The sequence below is a fragment of the Saccharothrix sp. NRRL B-16314 genome, from assembly GCF_000716595.1.
GTDB lineage: Bacteria > Actinomycetota > Actinomycetes > Mycobacteriales > Pseudonocardiaceae > Actinosynnema.
Window position 1 is genome coordinate 36,180 of record NZ_JNXC01000025.1, and the last position, 18,719, is coordinate 54,898.

Genomic DNA, 18,719 nt, shown 5'->3' on the forward strand with positions numbered 1-18,719 from the left:
TGGCCAGTCATACATCCACCTCCGTTGTCCGTGTTCGCGCCGACCGGCACGCTGAGGCTAGTTTCGGATCGTTCCCGGCAGACAGGGCAGCCTTTCCCGTCGGCCGGGGAATCTCGTGTTCAGGCCGACCGCGGGGAATTCCCGCTGCCCACCACCCGCTCGGCCAGCAGATCGCGGACGCGGGGCGGGATGTCCGGGGCGAATCGCCGCAGATAGCTGCCGGCGTGCGCCGTGCTGTCCACCAGGAACGGCAGGTCGAACACGACCAGCCTGCGGATGGCCAGCAGCGGCACCGGAGCACGCAGTGCCTTGAAATCGGCGTTCCACAGACCGGGCTGGTCGCAGACCGGGTGGAACTGGCCGATCATCAGACCATCGGCGACGAAGTTGTCCTTCGCCTCCCGCTGCAGGTCGTCCAGTGTGGTCGGATCGCGGTGGTCCAGCCGGGGCAGCACGAGCAGGATCGTCAGCAGCTCCTGGTCGTCGGGCGCGATCCCGCTCGAGATCTTCCCGTACCACGAGCGCAGGCTCTCGACCGCGCCGAGGACGTCGGTGACGTCGCTGCCGTCGGCAGGGGACGCGAGGTGGAACAGCCCCCTTTGCAGCGATGCCAGGGTGTAGGGGCACACCGGGCCCTTCCGGCCGAGTCCCGAGTGCGGGGACACCAGGTATTCTCCGGCCCAGGCAAGGATCTCCCGCAGATGCGGCAGCTGGTGTGCGGGCACGGCGCCGTCGTCCACTTCGGCCGCCGTCCAGATCGAAACCGCGTTGTCGCCGATCATGATCAGATGCTCTGCGCGAAGGTGAAGAAGCCGTCCGGGTCCACCCGGTCCTTGATCTGCCTCAGTCTCGGGTAGTTGACGCCGTAGTAGGCCGTGCGCCAGTCCGCGAGGTCCGGGTCCATGAAGTTCTGGAACGCGCCGTCGGAGACGTACGGCGACATCGCGTCCCCCAGCTCCGACAGCCAGCGGAGGTTGGCCGCGACCACGGCGGGCTCGTCGGTCTCGGCCCACGAGGTGTCCATGGACAGCAGGAACATCGCGTCGCGGTGGGCGAACGCGGTGTCCGTCCGGCCGACCCGGTTGATCGCACCGCCCCAGGAGAACAGAGCCGCGCCGCCACCGTCCGGGTTGCCGCTGCCGGGCAGGCGGTCGACGAACGACAGCATCGTGGCGACCGCCTCGTCGGGCAGCGGCTCGGTGACGATGTTGGTCCGCACCGCGAACGCGTCCTCGGAGGTCTCGTGCAGCAGATCGTCCTTGGCCTGCCAGAAGGTCCGGTCCGCGATGCGGGTGTGGACCGGCTGGGCGACGGCCAGGACCGGGTCGAGGATCTCCCGCAGCTCGCTCGCCGATCCGAGGTGCTGCCCGACAGCCGACACGACGGCCTCCGAGCCGCCCGCCTTGGCGACGCCGATCCTGGTCGCGAACTCGTCCGGCCCGCGCCGCACGACCTCCTGCAACGCGGAGAAGACCTTCGGCGCGTCCGCGCGGTCCCACACCAGCACGTAGGTCGAGCAGTCGGCCACCGGCCTGGCCTGGAAGGTGAAGGAGACGTTGATCCCGAAGTTGCCGCCGCCGCCACCGCGGCACGCCCAGAACAGGTCGGCGTTCTCGTTCGCGTCGCAGTGCAGCAGCCGTCCGTCCGCGGTCACGACCGTGGTCGACACGAGCGCGTCCGCGGTGAGCCCGAACACGCGCGAGGTGGCACCGCAGCCACCGCCGAGCACGAGGCCCGCGATGCCGACCGTGGCGCTGTTGCCCAACGCGAACGCCATCTCGTGGGGCTGGACGGCGGCATAGACGTCCGCCATCCGCGCCCCGCCCGCGGTCGTCACCAACCCGGTGGACCCGTTGGCGGACACGGTGTTCATCGCGCTGAGGTCGATGACAAGGCCGGTGTTGACGGAGTGTCCCGCGTAGCTGTGTCCACCGCTGCGTGCAACGGCGACGACACCCAGATCGCGTGCCCACTCGATGGCGCGTCGCACGTCCTCGGCGTTCGCCACGGACACGACTCCGGCAGGGGTGGTCGCGGCGAACCGCTTGTTGAACGGCATGGTCGCACCGCGGAACCCGGGTTCGCCCGGGCGGCGCACGCGGCCTGCCACCACACGGTCGAGGCGCTGCCAGTCTGCCTCGGACGGGGGCCGCGCCACTAGTTCACCTCATCGAGGTAGGACACGCCGGTGGCGGCGTGCGGACCGTAGCGCTCCCACACCTCACGCAGCCGGAGGCGGCCGTCGGCGGCCACCTCCGGCGTGTTCACGGTGTGCCCGCAGACCACCTCGCCGGTGGCGAGCACCAGCGTGTACCCCAGATGGAGGACGCCGTCCTCCATCCGGGTGCCCGCGACGGTCCCCCGCCGCACCTCGCCGCCGGCGAACTCGGCCCACACGACGTCGCCGTCCTGCCGGTACACGGCGATCTCTTCGACGTCGGCGCCGGCCTTGCGGAACTTCCGCCCGTTGTAGTCGATCGTCTTGTGGTCAGTCATGGGACTCGGCCCGACCGGTCTCGTGCGCGACGAACTCGTCCGACATCGCGCGGTCCCACCAGATCGCGTAGTAGGAGAAATCCTTGTCGTGATTGTTGACGAGGTAGTGCTCGATCCCCGGCTTCAGGAACACCAGGTCCCCCGCCGCGAACTCGTGCGCCTTGCCCTCGGCGACCACTTCGGCGTTTCCGGCCATTCCGATGAAGATTTCGTGCTCGTGGTGGGCGTGCTGCGCCGACTGGTCACCGGGACGCAACACGCACCACGCCCCTCGAAACGGCGCCGTCAGCCCGTCCCACGGGTAGAGCAGCTTCATGTCCAGTCCGTAGGCCCGTACCAGGTTCTCGTGTTCGAGCCTTCGGAAATCCACGGCCGCGGTATCCACAACAGCATGACCTTCGTCAGTCACATCGCACTCCGATCCGCGTGCTTTCCCGTCTGACGTTCGGGTCGAGGCTATCCGCGGCACACTTCCCGGCGGTAGGGGAACGATTCCCGACCAGCGGTGAATCAGCCGCGCCCGAGGCCCACGTCCCGGGCCAGGACTATCGCCTGCGCACGGTCGGCCACTCCGAGTTTGCCGAAGATCGAGGAAACGCGGTTGCTGACGGTCTTGGGGGACAGCCCGAGATCAGCGGCGATGACCGCGTTGGACCTGCCGGCCGCGATGCCGTCGAGCACATCGCGCTCCCTGGCCGTCAGCTCGGGGAACGGGTACGGCTCCTGCTCCGAGTTCTGCCGCACGAGGGAGCCGAACCGACGGGCGATCGATTTGCCGACGATCATCTCGCCTGCCGCGACGACCCGCACGCCGCGAACGATCTGAGCCTGATCGGTGTCCCTGACCAGATATCCGCGCACACCGGCCTGGATCGCGGCCGTGATCACCGCGTCGTCGTCGACCGCGCTCAGCACGAGTATCCCGGTTTCCGGCGCGACCCGGAGCACGCTGCTTATCACGTCCACGGGTGAGGTTCTGCCGAGTTGCGGATCTATGACCAGCACGTCCGGCGCACGCCGCGCGACTTCGGCGATGGTCGTGTTCGCGGTGGCCGTCTCACCGACCACGGTGATCCCGTCGGCGGATTCGAGCGCGGACCGGACCCAGTGGCGGACCGCCGACTGGGTGTCGGCGAGCAACACGGTCAGGACGGCGGGCTCCCCGCTTTTCTCGCCTGCGTCGAGCCCTGGCGGCGGGTTCGCCGCACGTCGCCGGTCGCTATACTCGGGCTGCCATTGAAGCGTGGAACCGTTCACCTTGTCCTCCTGTATTCCTGGCACGGCGAAGCCGCCCCTGTTTTCCGGTGTGTCGCACACGATGCCCTGTCGAGAAACCGGATTGCATCCTCTCCGGAACTCCGGGAAACCCGCTGCCGGTACGATGCGCGTCGGCCCAGACCCGACGCCACTACCCCGAACGATCCCGAACGCATCGGCCAGGTGTTCGGGATCGTTCGGACTCGGCCGTCCCCCTTCGGCGCGGCGGTGGGCAGCCACCGGCACCCTTGCGGAAGCCGGCAGCAAATGGCGGAGCCGTCCGCACGCTGTCGATTGATACGGTGCGCGCTTGACCGTCACTTCCAATTGTGAACGTGAGGAGGCCGCACGTTGGATCACTTACTGATCCGCCCCGAGCTGACCCGATCGGATCTCCCACCTGCTCCGGATGCCGTATCGACGCTGAACGAATTGAGCAGTCGGCTGCGGGACCTGAGAGCGTGGGCGGGCAATCCGTCGTTCACCCGGATGGTCGCCGAGATCGCCGCCGTCCGGGCAGCACGGGGCGTGCCCGTCGAGAACCGGCGGCCCGGCCGGGTGACGGTCTACGAGTGCTTCCAACTCGGCCGCAAGCGCATCGATGTCGAACTGCTCGTCGATATCGTTGCCGCGCTCGGCGTCGACGGCACCGGCCAGGCGCGGTGGCGCCGCGCGCACCGCGTCGCCTCCGGCCCGAGACCGACCCCGGTCGCAGTCGCGGACATCCGGCCGGATTCCCAAGCCCGCGCGGTCGCCGCACTGCTCACCGCGATCGGCACCAGCGGTCGGCGAGTGGTCAACGTGGTCGGACCGGTGGGCATCGGCAAGTCGCGGGTGCTCTCCGCACTGCCCGTCGAAGCGGTGATGGTCGACCTGGCCGACTCGGAGGCCGCACTCGACACCGCCGTGCTCGACGCGCGCGAGTTCGTCCTCGTCGACAACGCCGATGCACCGGCCGCGCTGGACGCCGTGTGCGCCGCCGTGGAGCGCCACCACGATGTCCGGTTCGTCGTGGCCACCCGAAGACCGCTGTCCGGACGACCGCAGACGCCGATCGCGCTGCTGAACGAACTCGCGGTCGTGCCGGTGCCCCCTTGGGAGGACACCGAAGTCGACGCGTTGGCCTACTGGGCCGGGCTCGACGGGCAGCACCAGCGCGCTGCTGTCGTGCGCATGGCGGTCGGCGTGCCGCTGCTCGCCGACCGGCTGTGCCGCGCCATCCACCGAGGAGTGCAGCTCGACACTCCCGGGGCGCTGGCCGATCTCGCCGTCGAGGAAGTGATCGCCAGACTGCGCCGCGAGCGACCGCACGCCGACGACCTCACCTCGCTGACCACGCTGGCCAGTTGCGGGCAGGCCGACGAGGAACTGCTCACCCCGGCGGGGTTCGCCGACCTCGCCGAGATCAGCCTCGTGTGCGCGGACACGGAGGGCCTCAGGCTCCGCGAGCCGTACCGAACGCTGTTCGACAGCGTGCACCGCTGGCGCAGACCACTCAGCCACCGCCGTTCAGTGGCCCGCGCGATGGCCCACCACCGCGCGGTCCGCACCGACTCCGTCGACCCCGACCAGTGCTCTCGGCGCACGGAACAGGCCCTGTGGCTCACCGGCAACCCGACGATCCGCGAGACGCTGTTCCCGAGTGGGGAGCAGCCGGTCGTGGTCCGCTCGTCCGCGGACTCCGACGCCGACGACATTGGCCGCCTGGTGCACCGCTGGGCGCGTCGAGGCGAGATGGACGTCCGCAGCAGCGAGCGCGTGCTGAACCCCCTGCTCGCGGACACGCCGGACGGCTTCCGCATCGCGACCGACCAGGACGGTCGAATCCTCGGCGCCATCACGTCCATCCCGATCGCCTCCCGCAACCACCACCTCGTCGAGCCGCTGCTGGAGGGCCACACGCCGGGTGTGACCGACCAGGGCGGCCTGCTGGTCGGCATGTCCATCGCCCGCGACAACGCGGCCCAGGCCGCGCTCATGCGCGACGTGCTCGTGCGCGGCGTCCGCGCGGGTCTGGTGGTCGTGGCCACCCAGTGGCCCGCCTACCAGCGGCTGGTGCGCCGGCTCCACTTCACCTACCTCGGCACGACGCGGGCGGACGTGTTCCGCTGCGGTCGGCAGGTCCAGGTCCACACGCTGCGCCTCGTGCCCGACGAGATCGCCCAGTGGGTCAGCCGCCTGTCGCGCCGGAGGACGCCGCTCGGCGACCTCGGCAGGCGCGCCCGGCTGGTCGACCAACTCCGCCACGCCTACGAGCATTGGCACACTCCCTCACTGCTGTCGACCAGCCCCCTGCTGGCACACCCGGCCACTCCCACGGTGTCCGCCCTGCGCGCCGTGCTGTCGGAAGTGGCCCAGCGCTTCGCCGCCGACGCGGACCCGGTTCGGGCGACGGGCGGCCGGGCACTGCTGGACGCCTACCTCTCCCGTGCCGGAGCTGTCCGCCACGACGCGGGGACCGCCCACCCGCGCCCCGGTGCCGCGGTCCTCGGCCAGGCGATCACCGACGTCGCCGAGTTCCTCTGGCCCGCACAACGCTGATCCCCGGCCGCCACCACGTCAGCGCCGGAACGCGCGGACGACGCCCGCGACGGCCGCCACGGCCGCGGTGGCGGCGAGGCCCTGGAGGACACGGCGTTGCCGGGTCGCCCGGTGCAGGGCACGGGCGTACGGGATGGTGGTGTTGGTGATCATGGCGTGCAGCGACACCCAGCGGTCGTTCAGGAGCCTTCCCAGCAGGGCGTCGCAGGCCCGCTCCAGGCGGACCGCCGGGGAGCGCACCGTGTCGCGCAGCTCGGCGAAGTTGCGGTGGGACATGGTGGCCAGGGCGTCGGTGTTCGGCTTGCGGCGCTCGCTGTACCTCGTCAGAGCCGCCGAGGTGTCGGTGGGGTGGTGGGCCAGGCTGTCCGCCAGCTCCAGCGCGTCCTCCAAGGCCGAGTTCATGCCCTGGGCCAGGAACGGGTAGACCGCGTGGCAGGCGTCGCCGATCAGCACCACCTTGCCCTCGTGGCTCCACGGGGCGGTGCTGATGGTGACGAGGTTGAACGTGGGCCGCCGCAGGAAGGTCTCGCCCAGGTCCGGGACCAAGGGCACGACGTCGGGGAAGTGGGTGCGGAACAGGGACTCCACGTCCTCGGCCGTCCGCAGCGAGTCGAAGCCGTGCTCTCCGTGGAACGGCAGGACGCAGGAGCAGGTGAAGGAGCCGTCGAGGTTCGGGTGGGCGAACATCATGATGTCGCCGCGGGGCCAGAGGTGGAACACGTCGTCGGCCATCCGGTGGGTGCCGTCCTCGGCCGCCGGGATGTGCAGTTCCCGCCAGCCCCACTCCAGGTAGCTCTGGGAGAACTCCGCGCGACGGTCGTGGTGCATGTGCCTGCGCACCACCGAGAACGCGCCGTCCGCACCCACTACGACATCCGACTTCACCACGAGCGACTGCCCGTTCGGGTCGATGAAGGACGCCGAAGGCAGATCGCGGTCCACGCTCGTGCAGCGCGTGTCGAACACGAACCGGACGGTCGGCTCCCGGCAGGCCGCGTCGACCAGCAGCGCACTCAGGTCCTGCCGCTGGATGGCCAGAATGCCGCCGTCACCGTAGGCCGAGAACCGCAGACCACCATCGGTGTTGTGCAGCAGTCGACCACGCATCGGCACGACGAACCGCATCACCTCTTCCGACAGCCCCAGGCGGCCCAGTGCCGACAGACCCCGCCTCGACAGCCCCAGGTTCATCGACGAGGCCGTGCTGTCGGTCGCCCTCGGGTCCGGTCTGCGGTCGAACACCGTCACCGCATGGCCCTGCCTGCCCAGGGAGAGCGCCAGGAACGCTCCCGCCATACCCGCACCCACAACAGTTATCTCCATCATGGACTCCCAGCCATCGACTCGTCGTTCACGCATCGACCTTCATGACAGCGCCGAGGACTTCCTCCGCGACAAGCGGTGCGGAGCTGAACCCGCTGCCGCCGCAGGCGGGGCGGGACCAGACCGACGGGCGGACCCTGGCGAGCACCGGGCCCGCGGTGACGGGATCGGACGCGTAGTGGCAGTCCCGCACCGCCACCACGGTGTACTCCGCGAGGTCGGCGAGGATCGGCTCGGCGAGCAGCCGGTCGACCCACGGTGCGGTGTCCGGGTCCCCGGTCGTCGCGACCTCCCGGCACACCACGTCCGAGCTGATCTTGAGCAGCGTGCCGTCCCCCGGTGGCAGCAGCCAGGCCCGACGGTCGGCGCCGATCCGGCCCACCCCGGGTGCCGACGCCCACCAGCGCGCCAGGCGCTCCGGAGGGCGCAGGTAGATCATGGTCTGGCGGTGCAGCACGACGGGCGGGCCCACCAGGTCGGTGCTCCACGGTCCCGCCGCGACCATCACGACGTCCACGGCGTGCGCGGTGCCGTCGGCCAGCACCACCCGGTTGTCGTCCACGCCCGCGACAGGACATCCCGGCCGCAGCTCGACCATGGGGTGTTCGGCCAGCCACGCGGAGGCCGCGCGCAGGAACCGATCGGCCAGCAGCGCGCCCGCGAGCGGGTCGAGCGCCCCGCTCGTCCCGGCCGGGAACACCACAGGCGGCAGGTCACGCGACGGGACGGCGGCCACGGGCAGCCCCACCGCGGCAGCGGTGTCCAGGGTCAGGTCGAGCTCGTCCGGTGTGCACGCGGTGACGACGCCGACCGGCCGGAAGATCCTGGTCCGCAGCAGCGACTCCAGCTCCAGCCAGCGGCGGCGGGACTCGGCCGACCGCCGACTGGCGTCGGGATCGCCCGGGTGCAGCACCCGCAGTGCCCGGTGCTGGTCGTAGGACGTCGACGCGGGGTTCGGGATGCGACCGCGGTCGAGCACGGTCACGCGATGACCGGCACGCGCGCAGCCGATCGCGGTCACCAGGCCGGTGACGCCCGCGCCGACGACGGCGATCGAGGCCATCAGCCCACTGTCCCGACCGGCGCTGTCCCGGCCAGTCGGGGCAGGCGTTCGGGCGTGACCGCATCGGCGTCCACGTGTCCGGGCAGCGTCGTGTCCGACAGCGCTCCCGCGGCGAGATCGACGAGGATCGGCGCAGCGCACCGCAGGAACACGTCCACTTGGTGGCAGAGGTCGCCCGCGGTCGCCGGGGTCACCTCGGCGGCCAGCCGGTCCAGTCTGGACAGCTGTCCGGCGAGGGTCGATGCCACTGCGGTCAGGCTGAACCCCGGCAGCTCGTACCCGTCGGCGAACAGCCCGACCATCCGCAGCGCCATTTGCCGGGCGTCCTCGGAGACCGGGAGCGGACCGCGGCCGACCCACTCGTCCACCGCCGCCGCCACCCGGTTCCACGGCCCGGTCAGCCGCGACTCGCACACCCGGAACAGGGCATCACGGGTGAAGTCGGTGCGCTGGTACTCGGGGCTGGTCGCGCAGAGGTGGAAGCGGATGAGGTCGCGCGGGACCTCGGCGGCGAGCTCGCGGCCGGACACGACGTGCCCGCGACTGGTGGAGAACTTCTCGTTGGCGAGCTCGTAGAACTCGTTGGTGACGAACTGCGCGGGTAGCACGTAGCCGCCGACCGCGGCGAGCATCGCCGTGCCCACCACCGCGAACGGGTAGGTCGCGTCCAAGCCGAGGAAGTACACCACGGTGGTGCCGGAGTCCTCGTGCCACAGCTCGTCGGCCGTGATCGGCATCGCGCGCTGCTCGGCGGCCAGGGCGGTGGTGAACATGCTCCACGGCATGCCCTCCATGTGCGGGCTGATCACCTGCCCGGCCACCTCCGGGAAGGGCGCCGGGATGCCCCACGACGTCGGCTGCGTGATCGGGAAGTCCGGCAGTGGCCGGGCCATCGCGGTCTCGATGAGTCGAGCCATGCGCGGGCGCATGGGGGTGCGGGCGAAGTACGCCTCCAGTTCCGCGCGGTGCCGCTCGACCGGGAAGACGAGGATGTCCGCGTCGCGATACTCCAACGGCTCGTCCGGGTGCAGCGTCGACCGCGGGTCGAGCAGGTCGCCCGGGGCGATCGGCAGTCCGCAGCTCTCGCAGATCCCGGCGCACCCCTCGGCCAGGCAGGACGGACAGCCACCCGCGACGTAGGCGTCCATCAGGTACTCGCCGGTGCTCGGCAGGTACGGGAACCGCACGGTCCGCAGCTCCAGCAGGCCCAGCTCGTGCAGGCGGCAGTGGAATCCGTTGACCAGCTCGGTGAACCGGTCGCCGATGCAGCCGAAACCGTCGACTTCGATGCCCATCTCGGCCAAGGTCTGCCGTACCTGCACGGCGGAGCGCTCCCGCAGGTCCTCCGCAGCCACGCCCATCCGCTTGGCCGCGGTGACGACGTAGTTCTGGGTGAAGTGCATTCCGGTGCCGTACAGGGCTTCCCTGCCGGTCGCACGGGCGTACCGGGTGCACACGTCCGCGGCCAGGAACGGGCCCGCGAGGTGGCCCAAGTGCAGGTCGCCGTTGGCTGTCGGGGCCGGTGAGATCACCACCAGGCGGTCCATCAGACGGCTTCCGACTCGCGAACGCCGCGGCGGGCGAGCAGATCGGCCACGATGTCGCGAGAGCGGTGGGCCAGCACGCTGATCAGCGAGTCGGCGATGCCGTGCGTGGCCTCGTTGACGCCTTGCAGGTACACCGCGCCCCAGGCGGAATCCCCGAGGTCGACCCGGTAGCAGCGGCTGACCGAGATCTCGGACAGCCCCACCTGGTCGACGAGGTCGCGAACCATTGCGGGCATCCGCTGGTCGAACCCGGTGCCGAGCAGCACCAGGTCGCAGTGCAGCGGTTCCACCTTGCCGCTGGTGCGGTCGCGCAGGTCGAGCACGACCTCGTCGTCGGCGACCCTGGCACCCACCACCTCGGTGAGGGTCCGCACCTGCGACCGCTGCCCGCCGATGCCGCGCTGCTGGTAGAGCATGCTGTACATGTTGTCCAGGAACGGCGGGGCCGCCCCGGCGTAGTTGGTCAGGCGCATCTCGTCCAGCAGTTGCCGCCGGACCTCCGGCGGGCTGTCGTAGAAGCGGTCCACGAACGACGGGTAGAACAGCTCGTTGACGAACTTGCTGGTCTGGTAGTTCTGCGGGCCCACCGACCGGACGACCATGGTCCGGGTGCTGTTGGGCAGGTTGTCGTGCAGCGCCATGAACATCTCGGCCGCGCTCTGCGCCCCGCCCACCACGACGGCCCGCAGCGGCGCGTCCGCGGGCAGTTGCCGAATCCGCCGCTGGTAGTGTGCACTGTGGACGATCCGGTCCGGCGGCAGGTCGGCGAAGACCTTCGGCAGGTACGGATCCCGGCCGCCACCGACGACCAGGTCACGACAGTGGATCACGTCACCGTCGGTGAGGGTGGCCGTCCAACCCTCGATCGCCCCGCCCGACCTGCGCACGGGCTCGATGCTCGCGACCCTGGAGTCGTACCGGATGCGGACCTGCTCCAGCGACGTCGCGACCCACTGCAGGTAGTCCGAGACCTCCCAGCGGAACGGGTGGAACGTGCCCAGGTTGATGAACTCGTCGAGCCGGTTCTGGTCGTGCAGGAAGTTGAGGAATGAGAACTTGCTGCGCGGGTTGCGCAGGGTCACCAGGTCCTTGAGGAAGGAGACCTGGCTGCGCGCCCACGGCATCAGCAGATCGCGCTGCCACTTGACTTCCGGACTCTGTTCCAGCAGCAACGTGTGCTCGGCCAGCTCCGCGCTCCCGGATTCCTCGATGGCGACGGCCAGCGCCAGGTTTGCCGGTCCCGCCCCGATCGCGAGCAACCCCACGTGCGTTTCAGCCACAGATACCACCCCGTTCGTCCGGAATAGGTCGCCCGCGTGCTGCGTGCCGAGCGCATTGGCGACACTAGGGACCCGCATTTCCCCGGCGATAGAGACGGCTCTCCCCGAGCACCGGGGAATCCTGCTGGAGTCGGACATGTCCGATGTGGATCATGTTGGGGTGTGAGGAGTGGTGAGCCCCCACCGTGGATCGTCTCGGATGATCTGTGGGAGCGGATCGGGCCGTTGTCGCCGGTGGTGCCGTGCAGCCCCGCAAACCCGGCCGGAAGCGGGTGCCCGATCGGCAGGTGTTGTGCGGGATCCTGTTCGTGCTGCACACAGGGAGCCAGTGGGAGTTCCTGCCTCAGGAGCTGGGCTTCGGCTCCGGGATGACCTGCTGGACACGATTGCGCGACTGGAACGAGGCCGGCGTGTGGTCACGGCTGCACGAGGCGCTGCACGAGGCGGGCAGTGGACTGGGACCGCGCCGTCGTCGACACCTCTCACGGGCGGGCGGCCCGAAGGCGGGCCGAGCCCGAACGCCTCCGCATCCGATGGGAACGCCGCGACGACATCCACGAGCCCTCCTCGGCTCGCCACCCGCATCATCTGCATACCGACACGTCCGACGATTTCGTCAGGACCGGTTAATCAGAGGCAGACGACTGAAAGTCACACCCACCCCTCCTGGGCATCCGAACCCCATGAGGCCGGACAACCCAAACGATAGGGACGACAGAGCTGTCACGTCCGCCGCGCAACGATTTCGACGAGCAAGGCGGCCAGGACTGCTCCAACCGGGCGTATTATCGGAGTTCCCTGTCATCGCGGCGAGGGAACCACCGTCACCTCGACGTCCAAACCCCCGTTCCGACGTCAAGGACCGCCTCATGAGGGTGTCCGCCCCGCCACGCCCCTCCACGCACGCCGAGTGGATCACCGCCATCCTCCCGCCCGGCATCCCGACCATGGGCGCCGCCCGGTCGATGGCCTCCGGTTTGACGGGCCCCAGCGCCGCCGGGCGTGCACCGCGGCCAGATCCGACACCGGCCGCGGCCCTCGGGCGACGTGAATCCGGATCGGCCAGGTAGTCACGCGCAGCAGGAGTCGGCCGCACAAACCAGCACGCCCGACCGGCATCGATCCGACGGTCCCCGCGCTGTCGCCCGTCCAAGCGGCGCGGCAGGACTCGGCGATCCACGAAGCTCCGTACGGCGCAAAGGTTTCGCGGACCGTTGCGCTGTCCGGCCGTCACCGTCGCGGGCGCGCGGAAGTTATCGTTGATCGATCCAGAATGACCTCAGGACATACTCGCAACGGAGCGATCATGCCCGACTTACGCACGTCGCTGGCCGTGTTGGCGCTCGCGACAGCCTTGCCACTGGCCACCACTCCCGCGGCAGTCGCGTCGGCCACGCACGTCATCGCCGAACTGCCGGGCGTCGCGGGCCTGCCCGGCAACCCCGGCTACTACCCCACCGGTGTCAACGACCTCGGCCAGATCGTCGGCAGCGCGCAGGGCGACGCGCCGACGCGCGCGGTCCTGTGGTCCCCGCGCGGCGGTGCGACCGACCTCGGCCCCGGTCTGGCCGGCGCGATCAACCAGGGCGGCCAGGTGCTCGGGCTGACCTCCGACGGCGTGCCGAACACGCAGAAGCCGTGGGTCTGGTTCGCGGGTCAGCGGCAGGCCATCTCGCCGCCTGGAGCCGCGTGGGCGCTGGCGCACGTGATCAACGACGACGGCACCGTGCCGATGTCGTACGCCACGTCGGCCCGGGGCGAGCAGCACGCCACCGTGTGGGACGGGGAGCGGCACGTGGAGCTGCCGGTGGCCGGTGATCACGTGTCGACGTACGCGATCAACAACGCCGGCGTCGTCGCGACGAGCTACGCCTACGCCTCCTTCCAGGAGTTCGCCGCGCTCCGCTGCACCGACGGCGTGTGCACGAAGCTGGCACCCGGTCCGGGCTACGGCACGTACGACCCAGAGGCGATCAACGAGGCCGGTGTGGTCGTCGCCAACCGGGGCATGGTGTCGCTGCGCTGGGACGGCGAGGAGCTGACCGTCCTGTCGGAGAGCGGCCGGCTCGCCCACGGCGAGCAGTCCCTCAACGAGCGCGGTGACGCGGTCGGCTGGGTGCTGGACAACGGCATGTCCCGCGCGGTGCTGTGGCCGGCCGGCGGCAAGCAGGTCGACCTCGGCGTCCCCGGCAACTCCGTGGCGACCGCGATCAACGAGCGCGGCGACGTCCTCGGGCACACCTCGTCGCCGGACCACTCGTCGACCCGCGTGTTCATCTGGCGCGACGGGCAGGTCACCTACCTCGACTCGTTGGGCGGCGCCTACAGCACGCCGGTCGCGATCAACAACCACGGCGTCGTGGTCGGTCGCAGCACCACCGCCGACGGCACCTGGAAGGGCGTCCGCTGGACCCCGGTCGCCACGGCCGTGTCCCACTGACGCCCGCCGGCCGCCCCTGGGCGCTCATGGCCCGGGGGCGGCCCGGTCAGGTCATCCACGCGTTGCGGTCGAACCGCAGCCGCCACGCCGCCCGGCAAGGCGGCGTGCGAGCCCGACGGGAGCGACAGCTGGGCACCAAGACCCGGCACGCGGTGCTCCGCGCTCGACTACGGATCCGAGGTCACCGTCAGCTGTGAACGGCTGTCACCGATGCGCTGCAACACGATGTTCGGATGTGGGTGGTGGCGGCCACCCGCATCCGGTTCCGGGGTCAGGCAACGGCGGCGCAGGTGGGTGCTGCGGCTGAGACGGCCATCGCCGTGGTCGTCACGGGTGGGCCGGCGTTCGCCGAGCGGGTACCGGAGCAGTAGTGGGACGACACCTCGCCGTCTGTGGAGTCGCCGAACGCGAACACCAGGTACGACTCGCCGACGTAGAGCGAGAGCCCGCACATCGACCCGGCGTAGTTGGTCGTCACGGTCACGGTCGCCGGCACGTCGCCCTTGTACTCCTGGCCGACCTGCACGGTGTACGCGCGCAGGTCGTCCCAGACGTAGTTGGGCGTGCCGCGCTCCAGGATGGTGGACGCGGACACGGAGCCGCTGAACACGTGATCGGCCCGTGCGTAGCGCTGTGGTTCGGTGTCATAGGGCTGACAACTGCACGCACTGGCGGTACCGGTGAGCACGGCGGCGGACAAGACGGCCGTCAAAGCTACGACACCGGTGGCGTGAGCGAGAAAACGTAGGCGCGCCAATGAAATCCCCCTTGTCGGGTGAACGGTGGCGGTGCTCTTCCAGCGTATCGGCCGACGCTCCGGCAGGCATTCGCCCAGTTGCCACCTCGCCGAGGCGGGTGCCGCACATCAGGGCCGACGAGCCGTTCGGCGTAGCAGTTCGCTTTCCGACAGCGTGGCTGGATCTTCGCGCCCTGGATGCCGGCGTCGGCAAGGACGACGTCGAACGAAGTGGTGAGCCGACCAAATCGATCGCGGACCGGGTGGGAGTTGTCGGTCTGTTCGTTAAGGTCCATCGCCAGGTCGCCTGCGTCCCAGGCGCGGAGGACGATCATGTAGGCAAACGAATACTTCCGGCTCAATGCGTAGGCGGCAGATCTGCTGATTGGTCCCAGAGGGCTGAACAGCGATCGCGGCGGCGGTGAGTCGTCCGGCTTAGGGGATTGCGGCCGGTCCACCACGGCGGGACAGGAGACCAGGGCAGCGGTGCCGTCCCGAACACGCGGGTCGGAACACACTGCAAGTACGTCGTGGTGGTGTGGCTTTTTCCCCCACCACCCGGCGACGACGCCGGATGGTGCCGGTGCCCGCCCCAGTCGGGAGCGGTCACCCTGACCTGACCCTGGAACGGCAGGCCGCGCGACGATGTCGGTCGGCGACGCACCCGAAGTCATTCGAACGGGAACGCTCCTCCCACTCGACGGGATAGCGTGAACCGTGCTCGACGACCTGGACTACTCCCCGCTCGCCGCCCCGGTCGACCCGGCCGCGGCGTTGGCGTACGCGAGAGCGAACGGCGACCGCCCGGCCCTCGATCTGGCTTGCTGCTCGTTCTTGTCAGCCCTGATCGCCGCCGTCTTCTCCGGCTTCTTGAGCTTCCCGCTCAGCATGTACCTCGCCGACACCTACCCGGACGGCGGCGTCGGCATCCGGCTCCTCGGGCTGTTGCCGCTGGCGATCGGTCTCGGGCTGGTCGTCCCGGTCGTCGTCCTGAGCCGCAAGAGCGGCCGGCAGGAACGGATCAACCGCTATCGGATCATGCAGTTCGCCGTCCGGAACGGCATGGGTTACCGGATGAAGGTCAAGGACCCGGAGCATCCCTCCGGGGTCTTCGACATCGGCACCAACCGCTGCGCCGTCGACGTCGTCAGCATCGAAGGCCCACGTCCGATGGAAATCGGCCAGTACGGCTACACCGCCGGCTACCGCGATGGCGAACCGTTCCGCTTGGCCTACGCAACCACACCTCTCGACGCCGACCTCGACCTCCCCCACCTGTTGCTGAGATCGCGGGCGAAACGCATGGGCACCGGGTTGAAGTCCGGCAAAGTCCCCTCCGGTAACCCCGACCTTCGCGGCCCCGGCACCGAAGCCTTCAGCGTCTCCGGGCCACTGGGCAGGGCCCAGGAAATCCAGGCCCTGCTGGACCGCAGTCTCTTCTCCCCCGACCTCCTGGCCCGGTTCGCCGAACACCCGGTCCACATCGAACTCGTCGAGAATCGCCTGTACTTCTTCTCCCCCGACCCGCTTTCCACCACCGACCCGGACACCTGGCGCTGGCTCCTCCCCCTGCTCACCGACACCGCGGAGCGCCTGGAACTCTGAGTGCGGCCCACCGGAAACGGAACACTAGGATTGCCCACCGCGCGTCGGATGTTGGTCTTGGCCGATCGGGAGGAGACCTCCCGTGGAGTAGCCGGGCCGAACTGGCAGGCCCGCGATCACCCGGCACGCGTTCGGCGACGGCGTGGCGACCTGCACCTGAACCGCAACCCACACCGGCGGTTCCGCGTCGGCCGGGAACGACTGCGAAAACTCCTGCACCGTCACGGGATCAGTTTTCTGCGCACCCCGACCTGGAAGACCTCGAACGATCCCGACTTCGACGCCAGACTCGACCGCATCGACGAAATCCTGACCCGGTTCCCGCAGCGGTGTTTCGCCTCCGACCAGTTCGGGCCGCTGTCGATCCGCCCGCACCCCGGCTCCGGCTTGGTCGCGAAATCCTCGCTGCTGGAGCAGGCCTCGACTACGCTGCCGTTCGTGCACGATCAGACATGGTCCCCCGATCCTGCGAGGCCCGTCATCGAATACCGGCCCGGCCGGTGGGTGTTCATCGGCGGGCTGGCCATGTTCGTCGTCTTCGGGTTGATCGCCGTCTTCCCGGACGTCGGGCATGCGTCAGCTTCGTCGAGAGCGAAGGACATTCCTCCGGCCGCCGCGTCGTTCCTCTTCGGCGCGCTCGCGCTGGGCGGCCTAATGGTCATGATCGGCTCGGTCCCCCGCATGCATCGCTTCGTCGTCGATCAACGTGGACTGTGGTGGCGAGCCGGTCGCAGATCCGACCTGATCGCGTGGGAGGAGTTGCGTGCCGTGCGCGGACGGGAACCGCGCCCGCCGGTCAAGGGCGACCCGAACTCGAAGCCCGTGCTGCCGGCCCTGGTGTTCACCCCTGCGGACGGCCGTTTCGCGACTCGCCACAGCGCGCTGGTGAAGCCCTCGCCGGCCTCCGATCCGGAAGCGGAACTGAGACTGCCGAACACCGCCACGGTCCGGCAGCTGACCCAGGAGATAGCCAGAGTCCGGCCGGACCTACTTCACTGATGGCCTTGGCAGGTCCAGCCCGAGGCTTTCGTGCGGGCGTGGTGGCTGACTCGTGTCACGAATGGGAAGGCGCTCTCATGACCCGGGGCGAATTCTGATCGCCGAGGTCGGAATTCACGCGTTCGAGAAGCACCCCTCCGGTGAGGAAGTCTACTTGAGCTTCCCCCTGTAGCCCGGGGACTTTCCAGACATGGTCCGGTAGGGCCTGAAGGAGTCGTCCGTGGCACCACCGAAGAAGTACCCCGACGAGTTGCGGGCTCGCGCTGTCCGCTTGTACCGGGAGTCGGACCCCAAGCCGGTGATCCGGCGTCTGGCCGAGCAGCTGGGCGTGCATCGCGAGGCGTTGCGGAACTGGATCCGGCAGGACGAGGCCGGCCGCGGGAAATGTGGTGACAGGCCCACTGCGACCGAGTCGGAGGAGCTGCGCCGCCTTCGCAGGGAGAACGCGGAACTCAAGCGGGCCAACGAGATCCTCAAGACCGCGTCCGCGTTTTTCGCGGCGGAACCCGACCCGACCCGGCGACGGTCGTGAAGCTCGTCGAGCAGCTTCGCGACCGCTTCAGGGTCGAGTTCGTCCTCCAGGTCCTCGGTGTCGCCTCGTCCACCTACTCCGGCAGGCCGACCCGTCCCGCCGTGAGCGCGACGACCGGGCGATCACCGGCGAGATCACCGACATCCACACCGCCTCCGGCGGCACCTACGGCAGCCCGCGGGTGCACCAGGTCCTGCAGCGTCGAGGCATCCGCGTGTCGCGCAAGCGGGTCGAGCGAGACGAACGTGTCGGCAACGCCGTGGGGGCCGCAACCAGCTTGAGGACAGCGGGACCTAAATGGCATTTCGGCAAGAACATCGTCGTTCACCGGCGGTCCAGCCGCAGGGTGTGCGGTCGTCAGTCCGCGTCTGAGCCGAGGCAGGTCAAGGTCAGGTCGAGGAGGTGCTCAGCCGCCCCCTCGGTCCGGTGTGCCTCGTCGTCGGAGTAGAGGCCGGCGGTACCGACCAGAGCGGGGTACAGCTCCGTGAGCAGAGCAGCCGCCCGCTTCGGCACGTCCGCCCTCCCCCGCCATGAGTCGGCCAGCCCGGTCAACAGTGTGCTCAACTCAGCGAGCGCGGTTTCGTCGAGGCCGTCACCCATCCGCAGCGGCACGGTCAGCCGCTCGACTACGTCCGCGAGCGCCGCGTCGTCCACCAGGTCATCCTCCACTGAGCAACCGCACGGCGGCGGCGGGCACGCCGCCTTCCATGAGCACTTCGGCCGACGCCCGGGCGAAGTTCTGCGCAAACAGAAGCCCAAGGAATCACTTTTGATCCGCGCAGTGATCTTTACGGTCGGAGCCTCTGGCGGAGATTCCACCTGCTCGACAACCGCACGGCCGACTCCCCCGGTGACATCCCGGCGGCGGACGCACCGACCGTTGCCGGCCGACGGGCGTTC

Annotated in this window: 17 protein-coding genes and 1 pseudogene; 7 read left to right on the forward strand and 11 right to left on the reverse strand. The window is 69.7% G+C overall.

Annotated features, from left to right (window positions below):
* Window positions 1-119: 119 nt before the first annotated feature.
* From OQ02_RS29150 to OQ02_RS29170, 5 genes are all read right to left on the reverse strand, one after another.
* Window positions 120-782, reverse strand: a complete 663-nt coding sequence (locus OQ02_RS29150; RefSeq protein WP_033441828.1) for a DUF6875 domain-containing protein — start codon at window positions 780-782, stop codon at window positions 120-122.
* Window positions 783-784: 2 nt separating this feature from the next.
* Window positions 785-2,059, reverse strand: coding sequence for an FAD-binding oxidoreductase (locus tag OQ02_RS29155; RefSeq protein ID WP_231500283.1), 1,275 nt, complete (start codon window positions 2,057-2,059; stop codon window positions 785-787).
* 98 nt (window positions 2,060-2,157) lie between these two features.
* Entirely contained in the window at window positions 2,158-2,496 is a 339-nt protein-coding gene (locus OQ02_RS29160; RefSeq protein ID WP_033441830.1) for a hypothetical protein, read from the reverse strand.
* Complete coding sequence (locus OQ02_RS29165) at window positions 2,489-2,905, reverse strand: cupin domain-containing protein (protein WP_231500284.1); 417 nt, start codon at window positions 2,903-2,905, stop codon at window positions 2,489-2,491. Before OQ02_RS29165 ends, OQ02_RS29160 begins: the two co-directional genes overlap by 8 nt.
* 101 nt (window positions 2,906-3,006) lie before the next feature.
* Window positions 3,007-3,993, reverse strand: coding sequence for a LuxR C-terminal-related transcriptional regulator (locus tag OQ02_RS29170; protein ID WP_231500285.1), 987 nt, complete (start codon window positions 3,991-3,993; stop codon window positions 3,007-3,009).
* A 192-nt stretch (window positions 3,994-4,185) separates the two neighbouring features.
* Between OQ02_RS29170 and OQ02_RS41410 the strand changes: the two genes are divergently transcribed.
* Window positions 4,186-6,294 (forward strand): hypothetical protein, encoded by a 2,109-nt coding sequence (locus OQ02_RS41410; protein WP_156077371.1) that lies wholly within the window; start codon window positions 4,186-4,188, stop codon window positions 6,292-6,294.
* An 18-nt stretch (window positions 6,295-6,312) separates the two neighbouring features.
* Here the strand turns inward: OQ02_RS41410 and OQ02_RS29180 are convergent, their stop codons facing one another.
* Genes OQ02_RS29180 through OQ02_RS29195 form a run of 4 tightly spaced genes read right to left on the reverse strand, consistent with a single transcriptional unit; the run spans window position 6,313 to window position 11,507 of the window.
* Entirely contained in the window at window positions 6,313-7,653 is a 1,341-nt protein-coding gene (locus tag OQ02_RS29180; protein WP_051772925.1) for an FAD-dependent oxidoreductase, read from the reverse strand.
* A complete protein-coding gene (locus OQ02_RS29185) occupies window positions 7,646-8,680 on the reverse strand; it encodes an NAD(P)/FAD-dependent oxidoreductase (protein WP_033441833.1) in 1,035 nt (344 codons plus the stop codon). Before OQ02_RS29185 ends, OQ02_RS29180 begins: the two co-directional genes overlap by 8 nt.
* On the reverse strand, window positions 8,680-10,227 hold the full coding sequence (locus OQ02_RS29190; protein ID WP_033441834.1) for a class I tRNA ligase family protein: 1,548 nt from the start codon (window positions 10,225-10,227) through the stop codon (window positions 8,680-8,682). The genes OQ02_RS29185 and OQ02_RS29190 overlap by 1 nt, the downstream gene beginning before the upstream one ends.
* Window positions 10,227-11,507 (reverse strand): SidA/IucD/PvdA family monooxygenase, encoded by a 1,281-nt coding sequence (locus OQ02_RS29195; RefSeq protein WP_033441835.1) that lies wholly within the window; start codon window positions 11,505-11,507, stop codon window positions 10,227-10,229. The genes OQ02_RS29190 and OQ02_RS29195 overlap by 1 nt, the downstream gene beginning before the upstream one ends.
* A gap of 189 nt (window positions 11,508-11,696) precedes the next feature.
* Between OQ02_RS29195 and OQ02_RS46180 the strand changes: the two are divergent.
* Window positions 11,697-12,002, forward strand: a pseudogene (locus tag OQ02_RS46180) (transposase); the annotation flags it as partial.
* A gap of 811 nt (window positions 12,003-12,813) precedes the next feature.
* The gene (locus OQ02_RS29205; RefSeq protein WP_033441837.1) at window positions 12,814-13,947 is read left to right on the forward strand and encodes a hypothetical protein; all 1,134 of its coding nucleotides are present in this window, start codon (window positions 12,814-12,816) and stop codon (window positions 13,945-13,947) included.
* A gap of 271 nt (window positions 13,948-14,218) precedes the next feature.
* Here the strand turns inward: OQ02_RS29205 and OQ02_RS42850 are convergent, their stop codons facing one another.
* Window positions 14,219-14,659, reverse strand: coding sequence for a hypothetical protein (locus OQ02_RS42850; protein ID WP_197043547.1), 441 nt, complete (start codon window positions 14,657-14,659; stop codon window positions 14,219-14,221).
* Between the two features lie 741 nt (window positions 14,660-15,400).
* Between OQ02_RS42850 and OQ02_RS29215 the strand changes: the two genes are divergently transcribed.
* The 4 genes from OQ02_RS29215 (at window position 15,401) to OQ02_RS47265 (ending at window position 18,267) form a co-directional block, all read left to right on the forward strand.
* Window positions 15,401-16,288: a hypothetical protein gene (locus tag OQ02_RS29215; RefSeq protein ID WP_033441839.1), complete on the forward strand. Its 888-nt coding sequence runs from the start codon at window positions 15,401-15,403 to the stop codon at window positions 16,286-16,288.
* Between the two features lie 48 nt (window positions 16,289-16,336).
* A complete protein-coding gene (locus tag OQ02_RS46185; RefSeq protein WP_231500287.1) occupies window positions 16,337-17,287 on the forward strand; it encodes a hypothetical protein in 951 nt (316 codons plus the stop codon).
* 220 nt (window positions 17,288-17,507) lie between these two features.
* Window positions 17,508-17,819, forward strand: coding sequence for a transposase (locus OQ02_RS29225; protein ID WP_033441840.1), 312 nt, complete (start codon window positions 17,508-17,510; stop codon window positions 17,817-17,819).
* Window positions 17,820-17,961: 142 nt separating this feature from the next.
* Window positions 17,962-18,267: an IS3 family transposase gene (locus OQ02_RS47265; RefSeq protein ID WP_442973688.1), complete on the forward strand. Its 306-nt coding sequence runs from the start codon at window positions 17,962-17,964 to the stop codon at window positions 18,265-18,267.
* Here OQ02_RS47265 and OQ02_RS44225 read toward each other — a convergent pair.
* On the reverse strand, window positions 18,177-18,488 hold the full coding sequence (locus tag OQ02_RS44225) for a hypothetical protein (protein ID WP_033441841.1): 312 nt from the start codon (window positions 18,486-18,488) through the stop codon (window positions 18,177-18,179). The genes OQ02_RS47265 and OQ02_RS44225 overlap by 91 nt on opposite strands.
* Between the last annotated feature and the right edge of the window lie 231 nt (window positions 18,489-18,719).

What these genes read in the sequence shown, in the direction of transcription:
- OQ02_RS46185 (WP_231500287.1), top strand. Translation starts at nt 16,337, where the DNA reads ATGTTGGTCTTGGCCGATCGGGAGGAGACCTCCCGTGGAGTAGCCGGG.
- OQ02_RS29150 (WP_033441828.1), bottom strand. Translation starts at nt 782, where the DNA reads ATGATCGGCGACAACGCGGTTTCGATCTGGACGGCGGCCGAAGTGGAC.
- OQ02_RS29190 (WP_033441834.1), bottom strand. Translation starts at nt 10,227, where the DNA reads ATGGACCGCCTGGTGGTGATCTCACCGGCCCCGACAGCCAACGGCGAC.
- OQ02_RS29180 (WP_051772925.1), bottom strand. Translation starts at nt 7,653, where the DNA reads ATGCGTGAACGACGAGTCGATGGCTGGGAGTCCATGATGGAGATAACT.
- OQ02_RS29155 (WP_231500283.1), bottom strand. Translation starts at nt 2,059, where the DNA reads ATGCCGTTCAACAAGCGGTTCGCCGCGACCACCCCTGCCGGAGTCGTG.
- OQ02_RS29160 (WP_033441830.1), bottom strand. Translation starts at nt 2,496, where the DNA reads ATGACTGACCACAAGACGATCGACTACAACGGGCGGAAGTTCCGCAAG.
- OQ02_RS29185 (WP_033441833.1), bottom strand. Translation starts at nt 8,680, where the DNA reads ATGGCCTCGATCGCCGTCGTCGGCGCGGGCGTCACCGGCCTGGTGACC.
- OQ02_RS29205 (WP_033441837.1), top strand. Translation starts at nt 12,814, where the DNA reads ATGCCCGACTTACGCACGTCGCTGGCCGTGTTGGCGCTCGCGACAGCC.